At 38.9% G+C, this 17938-nt stretch carries 15 protein-coding genes; 10 read left to right on the top strand and 5 right to left on the bottom strand.

Translation table 11 applies throughout. The features are described 5' to 3' along the window. Nucleotides 1-37 precede the first annotated feature (37 nt). Nucleotides 38-577 (top strand): D-lyxose/D-mannose family sugar isomerase, encoded by a 540-nt coding sequence (locus CVD27_RS07125; protein ID WP_101647194.1) that lies wholly within the window; start codon nucleotides 38-40, stop codon nucleotides 575-577. Between the two features lie 58 nt (nucleotides 578-635). Here CVD27_RS07125 and CVD27_RS07120 read toward each other — a convergent pair whose 3' ends face one another. Beyond that, nucleotides 636-2135, bottom strand: coding sequence for an MFS transporter (locus tag CVD27_RS07120; RefSeq protein WP_219621287.1), 1500 nt, complete (start codon nucleotides 2133-2135; stop codon nucleotides 636-638). A 578-nt stretch (nucleotides 2136-2713) separates the two neighbouring features. Here CVD27_RS07120 and CVD27_RS07115 point away from each other — a divergent pair. Further along, nucleotides 2714-3883 (top strand): ROK family transcriptional regulator, encoded by a 1170-nt coding sequence (locus CVD27_RS07115; protein WP_101647193.1) that lies wholly within the window; start codon nucleotides 2714-2716, stop codon nucleotides 3881-3883. Between the two features lie 73 nt (nucleotides 3884-3956). Here CVD27_RS07115 and CVD27_RS07110 read toward each other — a convergent pair whose 3' ends face one another. The 3 genes from CVD27_RS07110 to CVD27_RS07100 all read right to left on the bottom strand — a co-directional run bounded on the left by CVD27_RS07110 (nucleotide 3957) and on the right by CVD27_RS07100 (nucleotide 7357). Beyond that, nucleotides 3957-4940 carry a glycoside hydrolase family 43 protein gene (locus CVD27_RS07110; protein ID WP_101647192.1) on the bottom strand — a complete coding sequence of 328 codons (984 nt, stop codon included), beginning with the start codon at nucleotides 4938-4940 and terminating at the stop codon, nucleotides 3957-3959. A 190-nt stretch (nucleotides 4941-5130) separates the two neighbouring features. After that, complete coding sequence (locus CVD27_RS07105; RefSeq protein WP_101647191.1) at nucleotides 5131-5982, bottom strand: alpha/beta hydrolase; 852 nt, start codon at nucleotides 5980-5982, stop codon at nucleotides 5131-5133. A gap of 94 nt (nucleotides 5983-6076) precedes the next feature. Continuing rightward, nucleotides 6077-7357 carry an endo-1,4-beta-xylanase gene (locus CVD27_RS07100; RefSeq protein WP_101647190.1) on the bottom strand — a complete coding sequence of 427 codons (1281 nt, stop codon included), beginning with the start codon at nucleotides 7355-7357 and terminating at the stop codon, nucleotides 6077-6079. Between the two features lie 396 nt (nucleotides 7358-7753). Between CVD27_RS07100 and CVD27_RS07095 the strand changes: the two genes are divergently transcribed. The 8 genes from CVD27_RS07095 (at nucleotide 7754) to CVD27_RS07055 (ending at nucleotide 16598) form a co-directional block, all read left to right on the top strand. Beyond that, nucleotides 7754-8770: an aldo/keto reductase gene (locus tag CVD27_RS07095; RefSeq protein WP_101647189.1), complete on the top strand. Its 1017-nt coding sequence runs from the start codon at nucleotides 7754-7756 to the stop codon at nucleotides 8768-8770. A 64-nt stretch (nucleotides 8771-8834) separates the two neighbouring features. Further along, on the top strand, nucleotides 8835-9809 hold the full coding sequence (locus tag CVD27_RS07090) for an aldo/keto reductase family protein (protein WP_101647188.1): 975 nt from the start codon (nucleotides 8835-8837) through the stop codon (nucleotides 9807-9809). 34 nt (nucleotides 9810-9843) lie between these two features. Then, complete coding sequence (locus tag CVD27_RS07085) at nucleotides 9844-10791, top strand: glycoside hydrolase family 43 protein (RefSeq protein WP_101647187.1); 948 nt, start codon at nucleotides 9844-9846, stop codon at nucleotides 10789-10791. Between the two features lie 249 nt (nucleotides 10792-11040). Further along, nucleotides 11041-12768: a ubiquinone-dependent pyruvate dehydrogenase gene (poxB, locus tag CVD27_RS07080; RefSeq protein WP_101647186.1), complete on the top strand. Its 1728-nt coding sequence runs from the start codon at nucleotides 11041-11043 to the stop codon at nucleotides 12766-12768. A 780-nt stretch (nucleotides 12769-13548) separates the two neighbouring features. Further along, a complete protein-coding gene (locus CVD27_RS07075) occupies nucleotides 13549-14031 on the top strand; it encodes a DUF2975 domain-containing protein (RefSeq protein WP_101647185.1) in 483 nt (160 codons plus the stop codon). An 11-nt stretch (nucleotides 14032-14042) separates the two neighbouring features. Further along, entirely contained in the window at nucleotides 14043-14258 is a 216-nt protein-coding gene (locus tag CVD27_RS07070; RefSeq protein WP_017153334.1) for a helix-turn-helix domain-containing protein, read from the top strand. Nucleotides 14259-14306: 48 nt separating this feature from the next. Next, the gene (locus tag CVD27_RS07065) at nucleotides 14307-15554 is read left to right on the top strand and encodes a DUF4153 domain-containing protein (protein WP_101647184.1); all 1248 of its coding nucleotides are present in this window, start codon (nucleotides 14307-14309) and stop codon (nucleotides 15552-15554) included. A 546-nt stretch (nucleotides 15555-16100) separates the two neighbouring features. Beyond that, nucleotides 16101-16598 carry a GNAT family N-acetyltransferase gene (locus CVD27_RS07055; RefSeq protein WP_101647182.1) on the top strand — a complete coding sequence of 166 codons (498 nt, stop codon included), beginning with the start codon at nucleotides 16101-16103 and terminating at the stop codon, nucleotides 16596-16598. Nucleotides 16599-17467: 869 nt separating this feature from the next. Here CVD27_RS07055 and CVD27_RS07045 read toward each other — a convergent pair. After that, nucleotides 17468-17932: a hypothetical protein gene (locus CVD27_RS07045; RefSeq protein WP_101647180.1), complete on the bottom strand. Its 465-nt coding sequence runs from the start codon at nucleotides 17930-17932 to the stop codon at nucleotides 17468-17470. Nucleotides 17933-17938: the final 6 nt, after the last annotated feature.

Genomic DNA, 17938 nt, shown 5'->3' with positions numbered 1-17938 from the left:
CTTAATAAAGCCTAAAATGTTTTAGGAGGAGTGAAGCATGAATCTGCAAGATTATGAAAAAATAAAAGCCAAGTCTTTAATATTGTTCGATAAGGCAAATATCATTTTGACTGAAGAAGAGAAAAAGGATTTAGAGGTGGCTGACTTTGGCCTAAATAAAATCGAGGATACAGGCTTGCAATTGATTACATACGTAAACACGGATCTGGTTTGTGCGAAGGAACTGGCTTTGCTGCCATATCAAACTTGTCCTGAACACAAGCATCCAAAAAGAGATTTTGATGACGGAAAAGAAGAGACGTTTAGATGTCGATACGGAACAGTATATCTATATGTAGAAGGAGAAGAAACAAAAAATCGTAGAATGAACCCGCCGCAAGGGGATGAAGAGTACTATACGGCTTTCAATGAAATTATTTTACAGCCAGGAGAGCAATATACCATTTATCCAAATACCCTTCATTGGTTTAAATCAGGAAGTGAAGGGGCGGTTGTTTCGGAATTCTCGACAAGAAGTACAGATGATAGTGATCTATTTACAGACCCGAGGATTAAAAGAATACTAGAACTCAAATAAAAGAACAATCAAAAAAGGCCAGGTATCTTTACCTGGCCTTTTTTGATACATAAATTTCTTATCTGACTTTTGCTTTGGCACGAGAAGCATCGAGTTGCTTATTGATGTCTACAACGTCTTTATCTGAAAGTGGGTAAAGAGCCATAACAATCATCGAAACGACCGCAAGCGCAGCTGGAATCCAGATAGCAGTTATATTGATACCGGAAAGAGCACTAGCTGTTTGTTTCGCCGCATTTCCATCGAAGCCGAAAGCCGCAAGGAACCAGAGCGGAACAGCACCACCAAGAGTGAAGCCAATCTTGAAGAAGAGACCCATGATCGCGTTGATGATTGCAGCGTTACGTTTGCCAGACTTCAATTCACCATAAGAGACAACTTCAGGAACGAGTGCCCACATGAAACCAGTTGCAGATGTGAGACCCCATTGTTTGATAAAGGTTGAAAGATAAGCAAGGAAAAGTGAATCGTGCATGCCATCTAACGACCATATCCAAGTAAGGATTTCACCAACAACAAACATACCAAGGAAGAAATGGAAGAATCCCTTTTTACCAAAGATTTTCTTTAATTTTGGCCAGAAGACTGGGAAAGCGATACCAGGGATGGAGGCGATGAGACCTACTGCACCCATCCAGTCTGAGTGGTTGACCGTGTATTGGTTAAAGAAGCCATTCACTGTGTTCATGAAGAACATGAAAGTGAAAGCAAGCATAAAGAAGAAACCTAGAATAACAAGTGGTTTGTTGTTCTTCAATTCAACGAACAGGTCGAAAGCCTTCACTTCTGCAGATTGTTCTGCAGTTGCAACAACGCGTTCTTTTGTAAGACGGTAGCAGAAGAATAAAGCTACAGCGCCTAGTACCATGTAAACCATATAAACCCCAAACCAAGCGTGACTTGCTGATGCATCTGTATAAGTACCCATGTTGAGCTTAAGACCAAAGAAACCTGTGTCTTTAGGTGTACGGTCTAATGGGGCAGCCATTTGGACAAACATGGGAAACAGTGTGTAAACCAAGAGGTTAGCAATGTTAGCTAACATCATACGAGTGGTTGTGATTTTATCTACGGATTCAGGATCCCTTGTGAGTGATGCATTCAGCGAACCGTAAGGAATGTTAACCACGGAATAAATCAAGTCGAGCAGGAAGTAAGTGATAAAGGCGATTGGCACTGAACCACGAATAGCTGGAATTGGAACAAAGAGCATCGCAGCTAAGATAATCATTGGAATACCTGCAATCAAAAGCCAAGGACGATATTTACCTTTCTTGAATGTATATCTATCAACGAAGGTACCAACCATTGGATCCCAGAATACGTTGACGATTCGGACAAACAAGAAGATGAATCCAGCAGCTGCTGTCCCAATAGCATTAACGGTAGTCAGATAGAGAGCCAGAAATCCTCCGACAGTACCAAATACGAGGTTTTGGGCAAAATCCCCAAGACCGTAACCGATCCGTTCAGAAAGGCTGAGCTTATGATACTCGTTATGTTGAATATTTTGTGTGTTTTTGTTCATTTGTTTAATTGTTGATTCCATTAAAGCCATGTCATAGATCTCCTTTTCAGATAAATTTTATATCGATTTATCCGCTTACAATAATAGACATTTAAAAATGAGCCACTTAATCTTTTAATTACATATTACTAGGATTAATCGCTTTCATCGATGGCAAAGATTAGAAACTCTTTAATCAAAGCTCATAAAAATAGGTAAATGCTTTTTAAAGTGAATGATGGCATTCACTAACTAACTAGTAATTTTTCAGTATAAAGACTTGTTTAGTTTGTTTAGATGAATAAACTAAGAAGAATCCTCCTAAACAAAACTTAAATCATGCGAACGGTAAATATGTTGTGTATTTTTTGCTTTAAAGCTGTTTTTCACCTCTTTAACTAATAATTTCACTTTGAAACCGTCAACACTTCATGGTAAAAAAAACAAAACTACTTAAATCTTTGTTTGTTTATCGGATAAACTAAGCGATGAACTTATACTACCACATCTTTTTTAATTGAACAACATACAAATTTATATATTTTTACGATATAATAAATTAAATAATCAAATAAAGGAATCGGTAGTTAGTTTGATAGGATAAACAAATAAAGAGAGGAGGAGAATAAGTGGAATTAGCAGAACAAAACGATAGTAAAATGCATAGTCAAAAAGTTATTCTGAGTACCATTATGAAACACTACCCGATCTCCAGGGCAAAACTCGCGGAAATTACGAACCTGAACAAAGCAACCGTTTCTTTGCAAACGAATTCATTAATCGAAAAACATCTCGTTTCCGAAATTGGGGTGGGAGTATCAAACGGGGGCCGAAAACCTATATTGCTAGTTTTTAATAAAAATGCCGGCTATTCGATTGGAGTGGAACTTGCTGCCAATTATATTTTTACGATTTTAATTGATTTAGAGGGGAATAAGCTTTTCTCTGACTACTTTGAATTTGTATACGAGTCGATGGAAGCGCTTAAATTAATTTTAATTGATAGAATTAGGCTGGTGAGGAATCATGCACCAGAATCTCCCTATGGCATTATTGGGATCGGGGTAGGGGTACATGGATTTGTTAATGAGAATCAAACGGTAGTGTATACTCCTCATTCAAATTGGGACAAAGTTGACATAAAAAATTTGCTCGAAGCTCATTTTAACCTTCCTGTTTTTATTGAGAATGAAGCAAATGCAGGAGCATTTGGAGAGAAATTGTATGGTGCCATGAAGAATTCCGATACCAGTATTTATGTAAGCATCGGAACTGGAATTGGTCTAGCGATCATAGTAAATAACAAGCTTTACCGCGGATCCGATGGAGTTTCAGGAGAAATGGGACATATGACCATTGAATACAATGGAAAAAAATGCGGCTGCGGTAATCAAGGATGCTGGGAACTGTATGCATCGGAAAATGCCTTTTTCACTAATCTTTCCAGAATAAAAAATGGTAGCGAAATGACAGTTGAAAAGGCCAATAAGATGATTATGGAAAACGATGGGGATATATTGATAGAAATAGAAAAATTCGGCTATTATTTAGGAATTGGGTTAGCGAATTTGATCAATACGTTTAACCCTGACTCGATGATCTTGAGAAGTAATTTGATTGAGGCGAATCCAATCGTTTTAAAGTCGATTAAGAAGGCGGTTTCAAAGAGACTATCGAGATTTATACCGCTAAAAAATGAGATTTTCATCTCACAACTCAACAATCATGCTGCCGTCCTCGGAGCAGCTTCGTTTATGATAAAAAAATTCCTTGTGGATTCCAAGATTTTTAATGAATAAAAGATCTTAGTGAAAAAGACCTTGGAGGCTACAAGCCTTCTCAAGGTCTTTTTTAACATCGACTTTACTATGTTCACTTTGAGTAAGGATCGATGGTTTGAATCGTTCCGTCTTCATTGTATTTTAGTTCGGTATATTTAACACAGCGTTTGTGGTCAACCCCGTCGGACAGGGAGCAGTCATGATAAAATAAATACCATTTATCCTCGAATGAAACAATCGAATGATGGGTGGTCCAGCCGATGACAGGTGACAGGATTTTCCCTTTGAAAACGTACGGACCTAGAGGATTTTCGCTGATTCCATAAACAATGCTATGGGTCGTACCAGTAGAGTAAGAAAGATAATATTTTCCATTGTATTTATGTACCCAAGGGCCCTCAAAATATCTTCTTTCCTCATCGCCGGCAAGAATTGGCTTGCCATCCTCGTCTACAATCGATATTTCTTGCGGTTTGTCCTTAAAACTAAGCATGTCTTCAGTTAATTCTGCTGCCATTGGTCCTAACGCAGGTTCTGATGGGGCAGGACCCTCCGCATCAGGAATAAATGTACCCGTCTGCCATTTTTCTAATTGCCCACCCCAAAGTCCGCCAAAATACACATAGGCTCGGTTATCGTCATCCACTAAAACGGCAGGGTCGATACTAAAGCTTCCTGGAATGTAATTTTCTTCAGCTTGGAAAGGCCCGGCAGGATTCGAGCTAGTCGCAACACCGATTCGAAAGATATCATCCTTATCTCTTGCTGGGAAAAATAAATAATACTTGTTATTTTTAAAAGCAGCATCTGGTGCCCACATCTGTTTACTAGCCCAAGGTACATCTCGAAGGTGAAGTGCTTCGCCGTTGTCTACACATGGAGAATTAAAATTATCTATCGACAAAATATGATAATCTTCCATCGCATATTGATCCCCATTATCATTGGTAGGTCCATCATGATCAATATCATGGGAAGGATAAATATAAAGTTTCCCTTCAAATACATGTGCAGAAGGGTCTGCAGTATAAATATGTTCCACTAAAGGTTCATTTGGTTTTACAATTTTTTTCATGTTCTATTCTCCTCTGAATTTCGTATTTTAATTGGTTCATAATAAATACCTATACGCCCAAACATCACAATCATCTAAATTATCATGTCCTGGGATGAACGGTTGCATGTATCCCAAAAGGCGTTAAATTGTATTCTGATTAGGTGAGCTTAGGTCAAATGGACAATGGCAAGTGAATTCTTCCCCTTTTTTATAAACGTTCCATGATAAACCCAAAAATCAGATCCAATAATTCCTGACTCCAGAAAGTACCCTCATGCGGTCCATGATTCACCTCAATCATACGGGCATCTGCGCCACAGTCGCACAATTTATGGAACATATTTAGACTCTGCTCATATGGTACTGGCTCATCGTTATTTCCTTGCACCAGTAAAAATGGCGGATAGGCCATTCCTTCCTTTACTTTGTAAATGGGACTCATATCTTTAACAACATCCAAATTTTCTTTTGGGTTTCCACCCGCCAGTGCGATATCGACTGGAGTAGGATTTTCCAGACGAGCTTCCCTCTGTAGCAAATCTGCGGGCCCAAAGCAGTCCACGACCAGCTTAACCCGATCAGAAAAATCGGCATATTCCTCTGTTCGATAGTTCGGATCATCCGCTGTAAGCCCAGCAAGCAAAGCCATATTTCCTCCGGAGGAAGTACCCCAGATACCAATTCGATCAGAATCGATATGATATTCTTCACTTTTTGCTCTCATAAATCGGATCGCCGTTTTGACATCCTCAAAGCAGGCAGGCCACGGGTGTCCTTCCAAACTATTACGGTGAGTTATGGTTGCGATCACATAACCTTTTGCAGCAAGCTGGGAGAGCTGTGGAATTTGATAATAAATATTTGGAAAAGTCCAGCCGCTTCCTTGCACGAAGACGATGCATGGGTATTTTTCCTGCGAGTCTTCAGGAATCTGCGGGGAAATAATGGTCATCTTCGTACCGGACCTTTGGGCAAGTGAATAGACAATATCTGGATAGATGTGTGCCAAGCCCTTCAAAGACGGATTGTAATCAATTTTCTTAATTTCTGGATAGGCCATTGCCTAATCACCTCTATTAATTTTTTGCGTTGGTTTTATCACTCTGATATACGCTTTTCCCGATACTCAAAACCTGCCGAAAATGGGCCGAAGCTTACACCAGTACATCGGTGTGGATTAGATTTATTATCTGAAATGCTTCATCCTCTTTATTATCTAATTGGAAGCTTACTTTCTTATCATCACAAACAAGATCATAATCACCAAGGAATCCTTCAAATGAAATCATTCCGTTTTCATCTGTCTTAAGTGTCTCTTTTGTAGTCCAATCCCCTTTGATCAGTTTCTGCAGAACTTTATAAGATGGTTTTAAGCTATTATCTTTTCTGATAAATCCGGAAGGAGCACCAATCCATGCACCATCATCACTGAACTGCCACGATGAAATGGCTTCTACCTGTGGATGTTTAAATAGAATCGAATACATTTCTTCTACTTCTTTTGCCTGGCGTTCTTCGTCTTCTGGTGTAGATGGCCAATCTGGAATCTGATAATCATTCAGGTCTCCAATTTCAGGCGGCATAAGATGTCCAGATAACAATGAGTTTTCTGTAAAATGAATTGGAAGGCCAAAGTGGGAGAAACGCTCCAGTACTTCTTCCAATTTCTCACGTCCCCAATAACCCTGATGCTGATGGGACTGAATCCCAATCGCGTCAATTGGAACACCTGCTTGTAAACATCCATCAATTAAGATTTCATAGTTAATCGATGTATTAAAATCATTTAATAATAGAGTCGCACCAGGATTGCATTCCCGTGTTTTGGCAAACATTTCTTTGATCATACCCACACGGCCAAGTTCTTTACAAATTCTTGTTATCCCGTTGTCATACTTATCATAGATTGGCATGATCACTACTTCATTGATGACATCCCACATATCGATTAATCCTTTGAAGTCGGATACTTCACGTTCAATTCTTGTCAACTGTGCTTTCAGGATGTCTTCATTGCTCATATCCAAGAGCCATGGAGCCGTTGCAGTGTGCCAGACAAGGGGATGACCTTTCACGGTTACGTTTCTTTCTTTTAACCATTGTGCCGCAGCCTTTAATTCATTTGTCCGTGGTTTTCCTTTTTCAGGCTCAAATCCACCCCAATAGTCAGGGAATACTCCCCAATAGAAGGGCAGGGTGGCAAAGTTAAAAACATCTACGAACTTATCCAATTTATCTTCCAAAAAAGTAAGTCTGTCTGCTGGTACACTTTTATTTGCGACTTCGATCGTATCGAAAATACCGCAACCAAATAAAAACTTATGGTTTGTCAGTCTTAGGGATACTTCCTTTCCTTTAACAGGATTTCCTGATACATCCACGAGTTTAATGGTCTTACGCGCCATTCGGTGTGCAAATTCATTTGTCAGGCCCATTCTATCCCTCCATTTTCATAAAATGAATTTCATCAAAGAAAACGTATTCGTATTTCTATTAAAGTTTACCAGACATACTTTGTCCAGTAAACTAACTAACTTGTAACATAGTAAAATTTTAATTACTTTTTTTACATTGGAATTAAAAAAGTAATTATTAAATATTGCGATTCAATTTATTTTCATATTTTTTAGAAAATAAGTATAATAGGTATGTAAGCGCTTAGTTAATTTAACCGACAAACTATGACAAGGGGAGGTTCTTGATGAAAAAATTTAAAAACTATTAAACTTACAGCCGGAAATGAATAGGTTCTATTCCTGCCCTTAATGCTTTATTTCTATATAATCAGTGAAAATCATTATTCATACATAAAAAATAAGGAGTGATACTTGATGGAATTTCGTTATTTAGGAAAAACGGGTTTAAGAGTGAGTGAGCTTTGTTTAGGTGCAATGACGTTTGGCCGTGAAACAAGTGAGCAGGACAGCTTCAAAATCTTAGATCGTTTCGTAGCAGAAGGTGGCAATTTTGTCGATACAGCCGATGTTTATACCGGAGGCGTTTCAGAGGAGATCGTTGGCAAATGGCTGCAAGGCCAAAAAAGAGATGACGTGGTCCTTGCCACAAAAGTCCGTTTTCCTATGGGTGAGGGGCCAAATGATATCGGTCTAAGCCGAAAACATATCCTATCTGGTGTCAAAGAAAGCCTGCGCCGCCTTGGTACCGATTATATCGATCTCTATCAGGTTCACGCTTGGGACCCCCGTACACCTTTGGAAGAAACATTAAGCACGTTAAATGATTTGGTTCGTGAAGGACTCGTCCGCTATATTGGAGCCAGTAACTTTAAAGGCTGGCAATTGCAAAAGGCGATTGACCTAAGCCGCCGAAAGGGCTGGGAAGCATTTGTCTGCCTGCAGCCGCAATATAATCTTCTCTGCCGGGCCACTGAATGGGAATTACTAGATGTTTGTATAAATGAAGGATTGGGTGTCATTCCTTGGAGCCCATTACGCGGTGGATGGCTCAGCGGGAAATATACCAAGGATATGGTGACCCCTCCTGAGAATACACGGGTGGCTTTAGCGGAAAAAGAAGGCTGGGGCGAGTCCTGGAGCAATTATAATAATGAATCTACTTGGCATGTATTAGAGACGTTATATGCTGTGGCAAAAGAAGCTGAAAAAACGCCGGCCCAAGCAGCCATTAACTGGCTATTAAATCAACCAGGTGTAACAGCTCCCATCATTGGAGCCCGTACGATGGAACAACTGGAAGCAAACCTGGGTGCAGCGGGCTGGTCATTAACGATGGAGCAACTCGACCGATTAAACAGAGCAAGTGATTTATATGTGACTTATCCATATAATCAGGACGCTATAAACCAACGAACTAGAGGAAGAGAATAAAGCCAATAGGTTTTTACCCGGAAGAAGTGTCTCAAAGTTCAAATAGAAGCAGGAGGATGAGGGGATGGAATATCGTAATCTGGGAAACTCAGGTTTAAAGGTCAGTGAAATTGGGTTAGGCAGCTGGCTAACCTATGGTACAGCCGTAGAAAAAGAGAAATCTATTGCTTGTATTCATAAAGCATATGAGCTAGGAATTAACTTCTTTGATACAGCCAATGCCTACAACAGGGGAGCAGCTGAGGTGGTTTTAGGCGAAGCGTTAAAGGAATACTCTCGCTCCAGTTATGTGTTAGCAACAAAGGTTTATTTTCCAATGGGAGACGGTCCTAATGACAAAGGCCTATCGAGAAAACATATTATCGAACAATGCGACGCAAGCTTGAAACGTCTCGGGGTCGATTATATTGACCTCTATCAATGTCATCGCTATGATTCTGACACACCGGTAGAAGAGACGCTCAGAGCATTAGATGATTTAACCTCACAAGGAAAAATCCTGTATGCAGGGGTGAGTGAATGGACGGCGGAGCAAATCACAGATGCAGCCCATGTGGCAAAAGAAAAGAATTTACGGCCGATCATCTCCAATCAGCCCATTTACAATATGATTGTCCGTTATATTGAAAAAGAGGTTTTGCCTGTCAGTGAGAAACACGGCATGGGGCAAGTCGTATTTTCTCCGTTGGCCCAAGGGATTTTGACTGGAAAATATAAAGCTGGACAAGACATCCCATCAACCAGCCGTGCGGCCAATCAGGAAACAAACAGATGGATTACTAGTTACTTAAATGATGAAGTCCTAACAAGCGTTCAAAAACTTGAAAATATGGCACAAGCTCTGGGCATCCAATTGTCGCAATTAGCACTTGCCTGGGTATTAAGACAGCCTGGAGTAAGCTCGGCGATTATTGGAGCCAGCCGACCTGAACAAGTGGAGGAAAATATAAAAGCATCTGGCTTCAAAATTCCCGAAACCATTCTCGATGAGATCGAATCGGTTTTGGCAGAAATAAATGGGTTCGTACCAATCTGGTAACAAATAAAAGTCATCTTTGTAGGAGTGAGAATTCATGCAGGCTTACCTATTTGTACACTTTAAGGAAAAGAGAACACCGGATGGAGAACAGGTTTACTTTGGAGTTAGTAAGGATGGCTTCCAATGGGAAGAAGTGAATGACGGAAATCCTGTTCTATGGAGTTACTATGGTGATAAAGGTGTTAGAGATTTTACGATTACTAGAACCAAAGAAGGCAAATTTGTTATTTTAGCAACAGACTTAAGTTTGTCATACGGCATGTTGAATCAGTATCAACATTCATGGGCGGAAATCGGCAGAAACGGAAGCAAATGTCTGGTTCTTTGGGAGTCTGACGATTTGATTCACTGGTCAGACCAGAGAATGATCCAACTGGGAGATGACGATTTCGGCTGTTTGTGGGCACCGGATATTATTTATGATAAGAGAAATGATGATTACGTCATTCACTGGTCATCCTCCCATAGCTCCAATGACTATGGAGAAAAGGGAATTTATTATTCTAGAACAAAGGATTTTGTGAATTTTACAAAAGCGGAAGTTTTGTATCAGAAAGAAGACAGTGGAGTCATTGATTCTGCCATGTATGAGGAAGATGGCAAGTATTATTTTTTCTTAAAGAGTGAAAAGAATCCTGCTAGAATCATTCTTATGGAGTCAGAGAATATTACTGGACCGTTTAAGAAGATTGAAGACTTTGATAAAAGCATGGACTCCCTGCAAGAAGGACAATATGAAGCTCCGACAGCCTTTAAATTGGAAGATGGCAGATGGTGCTTATTCTTGGATTTTTATGGAGTTTCCGCAGAAGAACAAGGCTATGTTCCGTTTATCGCGGACCAATTATCAAAAGGAAATTTCATTCGTTCGGATCAATCCTTTAAGTTCCCGTATGGCTATAAACATGGGACCATTTTGCCGATTACGAGGGAAGAATATGCTAGATTAAAAGCTTTTAAAAAGAAACCATCGGAGTATTAAATCTATTGAGGAGTATTGAATCAAAAAAGAACCCGGGAATAACTTTTATAATAGGAGGGCCTCTTGCATGCATTCGCAAGAGGCCCTTATACTTTCATCCTTATTGATTGAGGCGAGAACTAGATAAAGATTCAAACTTTGTCAAGGTAACAACAGAACAATCACGCATTCCATTGGTTCAGAATAAAACCCAATAAAATAGGAAAAATACAAAAAAATACCAAAGGAAAATAACGAAGGAGAAATAGAATGAAGAGAACCATCGCGGATTCACTGGTTGAAGCCTTGTTAAATGCAGGTGTGAAAAGGGTTTATGGTATTATCGGAGACTCACTGAATGCCGTCATCGATTCCATCCGGCGTTCAGGGAAAATTGAATGGATTCATGTCCGCCATGAAGAGGTGGCAGCATTCGCAGCCGGTGCTGATGCAGATATGACCGGAAGTATTGCTGTGTGCGCTGGAAGCAGTGGTCCCGGTAATATGCACCTCATCAATGGCTTGTACGACTGTCACCGCAACCGGGTTCCTGTGCTTGCCATTGCAGCCCACATTCCAAGCTACGAAATCGGGACCAATTTCTTTCAAGAAACACGGCCCGATCATCTATTTAAGGACTGCAGCTACTACTGCGAGGTTGTGACGACCGCTCACCAAATGCCGCGCTCCGTACTCGTTGCCATGCAGAATGCCGTTTCACGTAAAGGTGTGTCCGTTCTTGTTCTGCCTGGGGATGTGGCTGGCTATGAAGCAGACGAGACCCCTGTACCAGAACATGTTCTTCATGTGACACAGCCGGTCATCCGTCCTTCGGAAACAGAGTTAAAGCAGCTGGCGGACTACTTGAACCATGGCAAGCGTATCACCCTGCTATGCGGAGCCGGCTGTGCGGGGGCTCACACGCAGCTCATGCAGCTTTGCGAAAAACTGCAATCACCTATGGTCATTGCTTTAAGAGGGAAAGAACACCTGGAGTATGATAATCCGTACTATGTCGGATTAACAGGCCTGATCGGGTATTCATCAGGCTATCATGCGGTGAAGGAATGCGATGTCCTGCTGATGCTTGGGACCGATTTTCCATACAGGCAATTCTATCCAAAAGAGGCCACCATTTTGCAGGTCGATATTGAGCCGGGACATCTCGGCCGCCGAACCGACCTCACCTACGGGCTGTGCGGTGATGTGAAGGCAACAATTGAAGCACTGATGCCTTTTCTGACAGAGCCTCATGATGGAGGTCACCTGAAGAAATTTACCGACCACTATCGAAAAATCCGCGATGATCTGGACGAACTAACAACCGGAAAACCTGGCCACAAACCCATCCATCCTCAATATCTCACAAAAGCCGTCAGTGATCTGGCAAGTGAGAATGCGGTTTTTACATGCGATGTCGGAACCCCGACACTTTGGGCCGCCCGCTATCTGCAAATGAATGGACAAAGGCGGTTATTGGGTTCTTTTAATCACGGAACGATGGCAAATGCCCTGCCGCAGGCCATTGGAGCACAGCTTGCCGAGCCAGGCCGCCAGGTCATCTCCCTTTCTGGTGACGGAGGGCTTGCCATGCTGATGGGCGACCTTCTCACACTTAGGCAGCATAAATTGCCCGTAAAGGTGGTCGTATTTAACAACGGTGCGCTTAGTTTTGTCGAGCTTGAAATGAAAGCACAGGGCTTCCTGGAAACAGGTACCGCTCTTGATAACCCAAACTTTGCAGCGGTGGCGCAAGCGGTGGGCATGGAAGGAATTCGCGTGGAGGACCCTGGGGAACTGGAGGAAGCGATTCAGCGTGCCCTCAAATATGACGGTCCAGTATTGCTTGATGTCGTTGTGAATCGCCAGGAATTGGCTTTTCCACCGAAAATCACATTTGAACAGGCACGTGGATTTAGCCTTTGGATGATGAAAGCGGTACTGAACGGACATGGCAACGAGCTTATTGATCTTGCCAAAACGAATTTTATCCGCTAATACGGCACTACTTCCCGCCGATTTGTAAAAGAAGATCCAACAGAAGTGGATTTATTATAGAATCCAATGAGTTTGTATGGTTGATTGAAGCTAAATAGAAAAGGGATATTAGGAGATAATCAGACTGGACGAGCATTGTGCTAAGGTAGGGTAGCACTTTTGCAAAATGAAGTCGAGAATTATATTAACGGGTTCCGTTTCCTATCGCATAACGTCAATTTGTAAGGCTAGAGTGATTAAAAAACATTAGAAATAGCAAGGGTTTATACTCTTGCTATTTCTAATGTTTTTCATTGCTAATTCTTCGGATGGCGAATTTTGCAAACCATTCCGCTTCTCCGTATCGAATTCGTGTAGGTATGAGAATTCATAGGCGGAGAATTTTCTGCTAATGTATATAGGGGAGCTTAAGAAGCGGATATTAGCGGAGATATTCCGATTAACTGCTCTAAATAAGACAAAATCCAAAGATTTGATCATATTAACGGAAAAACTCCTCTTATTTCTAAGGAAATATGGGTATTTCCCAATTTAGCCGGAATTTTACCGTTTATTTTTTATAACGTGACAGGTTGATTGAGAAGGAATAGAATTTGTAAAAAATGAAAAAATTTAATGGTTTAAAGTTATAGAGCATTTCTTTGAATGAGTAATGCTTTTTATTTTTTGCTTAAAAAACACTCTTACAATAAAAATATTATATAGATTAATAAAAATTTATTGTAAAACGATAAAAAATAGTTTAAAATCAAAATCAGAAAAATAAGTGAGGTGCTTTTTATGGAAAAAGTAACAACGTTATTTTTAAAAATAGCTGTTATTCTTTTAGGAGTCCCAGTTCTTGCTCTGTGCATTTTTTTGGTGCCTGAGATGGCGAATCTTGCAGCAAAATTGCTTCCCGAGTTGGCTTTTATAAAATATCTCGTTTTCATCGTTTTTGATGCATCGGCGATCCCTTTTTACTTTGCTTTGTATCAAGCTTTCAAACTCTTACGCTATATTGACAAAAATAAAGCCTTTTCTGATTTATCTGTGAAAGCTTTAAAGGAAATCAAAAACTGTGCAATCACAATCACTATTTTGCATGTGCTAGTTTGGCCGCTCTTCTATATCTTTGCGGAAGTAGACGACGCACCAGGAGTGATCTTTGTCGGATTGGTTGTTCCTTTTGCTTCGATGATTATCGCAGTCTTTGCGGCTGTCCTCCAAAAACTTTTACAAGAAGCAATTGATATCAAATCGGAAAATGATCTAACGGTCTGAGGTGAATAACAATGGCAATAATAATCAATATTGATGTGATGTTAGCAAAAAGGAAAATGAGCGTAACTGAACTTTCGGAGAAGGTTGGAATAACAATGGCGAACCTTTCTATATTGAAAAATGGAAAGGCAAAAGCGATTCGATTATCCACTTTAGAGGCAATTTGTAAGGCATTAGAATGTCAGCCTGGAGATATTTTAGAATACAAAAGTGACGAAGACAGTTAAACATGGTGGAGGAAACTCAATATAGCAATTATTAGGGGAGGTAAAATTATGGACATTAATAATTTGATTATTGAAAATATTGAAAACCCTCATGAGCTGGAGAAAATGTATAGAAAAGACCCGAATGCTTTTAAAAAGTCATTCTCACACGCATGGGAACAAAATCCTGATTCTCAGGTCCTTGGCGTTTGGTATGAAAGATTGCATTTCAAGAAGACAGCAAATACAGAAAAATCCTCCATTTTTCAAAAAGGATTCTTATTCATGGGCATTTTAGCTATTCTGGCCGGGATCAGTACCAGGATCATTTTCCATTTTGTCGAACAGGAAGCAATTGCTCCCATTAACCTGGCCTTTGGTATCATTCCCTTTATTGCTGCCTATTTTGTTTACATAAATACTCCGAAAAAAAGGGTAATTTATTCCCTTGTAGCATTGTTCCTAATTTCCGGGTTTTATCTTAATAGGCTGCCATTAAATCATAAAGACAGTATTTTCCTTGCTTATTTACACCTTCCCATATTCTTATGGGTATTGGTAGGGCTTGCATTTACAGGAAATGACTATTCAAAAGGCAGTACAAGATTAGCCTATATTAAATTTAATTTGGAATATGGTATCCTCTACGTCAGCATGGCAGTTAGCGGAATGGTGCTAGCAGGATTAACCATGCACTTATTTAGCTTTGTTGGCTTAGATATAGAAGACTTCTATTTTAGTAATGTCGTTTTATTTGGTGCTGCCGCTCTCGCTATTGTGGCTGCATACCTAGTATCATTGAATCTTAAACTTGCTAAGAATATTACACCCTATATAGCTAAAATTTTTAGTCCTCTTGTCCTGGTCACACTGTTGGTCTATCTTATTACGGTTATATGGGTCGGAAAAAATCCATTCGTAGACCGCAATTTCCTGATAGCCTTCAATGGAATCCTTCTTGGTGTATTGGCCGTTACCATATTTTCCATTACCGAAAGCGACTCGGACGAGAAAAAGAACATTTCAGATTATATAAATTTTGCCTTAATTGTACTTGCGCTTATTATTGACAGTGTGGCTTTGTCAGCCATCGTGTTCAGACTTTCTTCTTATGGGATCACTCCTAATCGACTTGCTGTTTTAGGAGTAAACATACTTATCTGGGCAAATTTAATTTGGATTATGTTATCCTATAAACGTTTTCTACAAAACAAATCCGGACCTTCAACGATCCAAGATGCCGTTACTAAGTATTTGCCGGTCTACGGACTTTGGGCAGCTTTCGTTACATTTACTTTTCCTATAATTTTTAATTAGAAAGGCTCTGAAATTGTAACGAACAGCTAATCTTCTATAACGGATAAAATCCTGAGAGCCGATTGGTATTTTGATAAGAGCATTGAGTGGAAAGGAATTCTTCCACATACTGCAATTGTTCCACCAGTAAATATGATGTTTTTAAATTGGTATCCTTTTAAAAACAAAATCATTAAACAATCTATTTACATTGTCCTTTTCACATTAGCTATCGTAATATATGAGGCAATTGCGTTACTTCCAGAACCTTGGGGATATTTCCATAATGGTTGGTGGAAATTATGGTACTCTGCAATTATTGATCCAATTCTTTTGCTTATGTTATTGGGGTATTACAAATTGATATGTAAGACAGAAAAGAATCTATAGTTTGAGAAAAAATTGGCTAAGGCAAGCTTATTTAAAGAGTAGGTTGCTAATAAAAAGGCAGCCTTTTTATATTGAACTAACTTGGCAGGTTTGTTCAACAAAATCTTATTAACTCAGCAGGTTATTTACATAAGATAGCGAATTATGTTGGATAAATTAATTTTTTGGGGGACTCTTATGTTAATCAGAGAAATAAAACCTGATGATGCTGGAAGTTTTATAAATTTAATTAAGAAGGTCGAAAGTGAATACGAATTTATGCTTCTAGAACCAGGAGAAAGAAAAATGGTAGAAGAAGAACAGAAAAAAAGATTGGAGGTAATGAGAAAGTCGTACAATTCGACTATTTTTATCGCAAAAGAGGATAAGCAATTAATTGGGTATCTTATTGCGATGGGCGGTAATGCCAAAAGAAACAAACATTCTGTATATCTTGTTATTGGTATTTTAGCCGAATATCGGGGGCGTGGGATAGGAACAAAACTATTTGAACAATTAGAGAATTGGGGAAAAGAACATAGTGTGCATCGTTTAGAATTAACCGTAGTAACTCAAAATGAAGCAGCATTACAGTTATATAAAAAGATGGGCTTTGAAATTGAAGGAACAAAAAAACAGTCGCTCTACATAGACGGCAAATTTGTCGATGAATACTATATGTCTAAACTTATATAAAAAATTTCCTTCAACAAGGGATAATTGAGTTGTATATAGGGTCGTAGCTTCTTGATCCACTAAAGAAGCAGTTTACTTCAAATAAGTAAAAAAATTCTACCTCTTCCTCATATTTTTTTTTATAATTGCCAAAGATAAAAAAAGAAAGAGGGAGATTATGTTAACGTTCATAATTCGCTTAAGTATGTTAATGTCTTGGTCAACAATTTTTTTTGTCCCCAAAAAGTCAATTAAAAAATACATGCCAGTTACTATTTTGACTTCACTTATAACAGTAACAGTAACATTTGTAGGAATTCACTATCGTTTTTGGGCAGTAAAGGGTAGTGAAAGAAAAAGATTATGGAACTTATTATCAATTATATTGGGACCCTTCCCAGTGGGGTGTTTATGGATTTTCCATTTAACCTTCGGTAAATTTAAGTTATATCTATTAGCTAATTTAATAAATAATCTTATTTATGCAATTGGAATAATACCTTTTTTAGAAAAAGCAAATTTTATCAAATATGTTAAGTTCTCACGAATACACCATGTTATCGTTGCAATGATTTATTCTACAATAATCTATGGTTATCAATTGATTTATACAAAACCTAATTCAAAATACTTGCGATTGTTTATTAAAAAAGTGCTCAAATTATGAGTGCTTTTTATATTTTGAGCTAACATTCCTTTTCGCACAACATATATCAATAATGTAATATTTCTAATTAAAGTAACAGTTGATAGAATTAAACAAGGTGTTGCTGCGGCAACATCTTTTTGCTTGTTGTGCTAACTGGGCAGGTTAGTGGAAGATCCTTTTTGTTAAAAAACATAAAAAAAGAACGCCTTAGATTTCATCTTATGAAACCAACTTAGCATTCTTATTTAATGAACGAATTAATGAATTTTTTCACAACTAATCCTATTATCAATCCTGGTATAACAAATAATATTGGTAAAAAGATAGGTCCTAATAATATACCGAAAATTTTAATATCGTTGGAATAAATCAAACCAATAGTGACAAAATATGCTGCAAAAACAAAAGGGAGAAATAAAAAGGGAGATTTTTCCCCTCCTCCATTTGCATCCTTTACTGCATCCCACATCGAAAAAAAATACAAACAGGGATAAAACATTAACCATTTAAAATCGATCTGCTCAAGAGAAGTATCAATATTACCGTGAAAGCTTGAAATGATTGCTTCATTAAAATTAGCTTGTATATTTACAATAAATTCAATGGATATGAAGAGTATACCTTTTAAATACTTTTGATTTAATAGTTGTCCAAAACCAGGAAAAGCAATGGACCATAATAATTTCTCTATTGCATTCTTATCCAATCATAA

It is taken from the genome of Neobacillus cucumis, assembly GCF_002860255.1.
Classification (GTDB): domain Bacteria; phylum Bacillota; class Bacilli; order Bacillales; family Cytobacillaceae; genus Neobacillus; species Neobacillus cucumis_A.
This window is presented reverse-complemented; position numbering and strand designations above follow the sequence as displayed.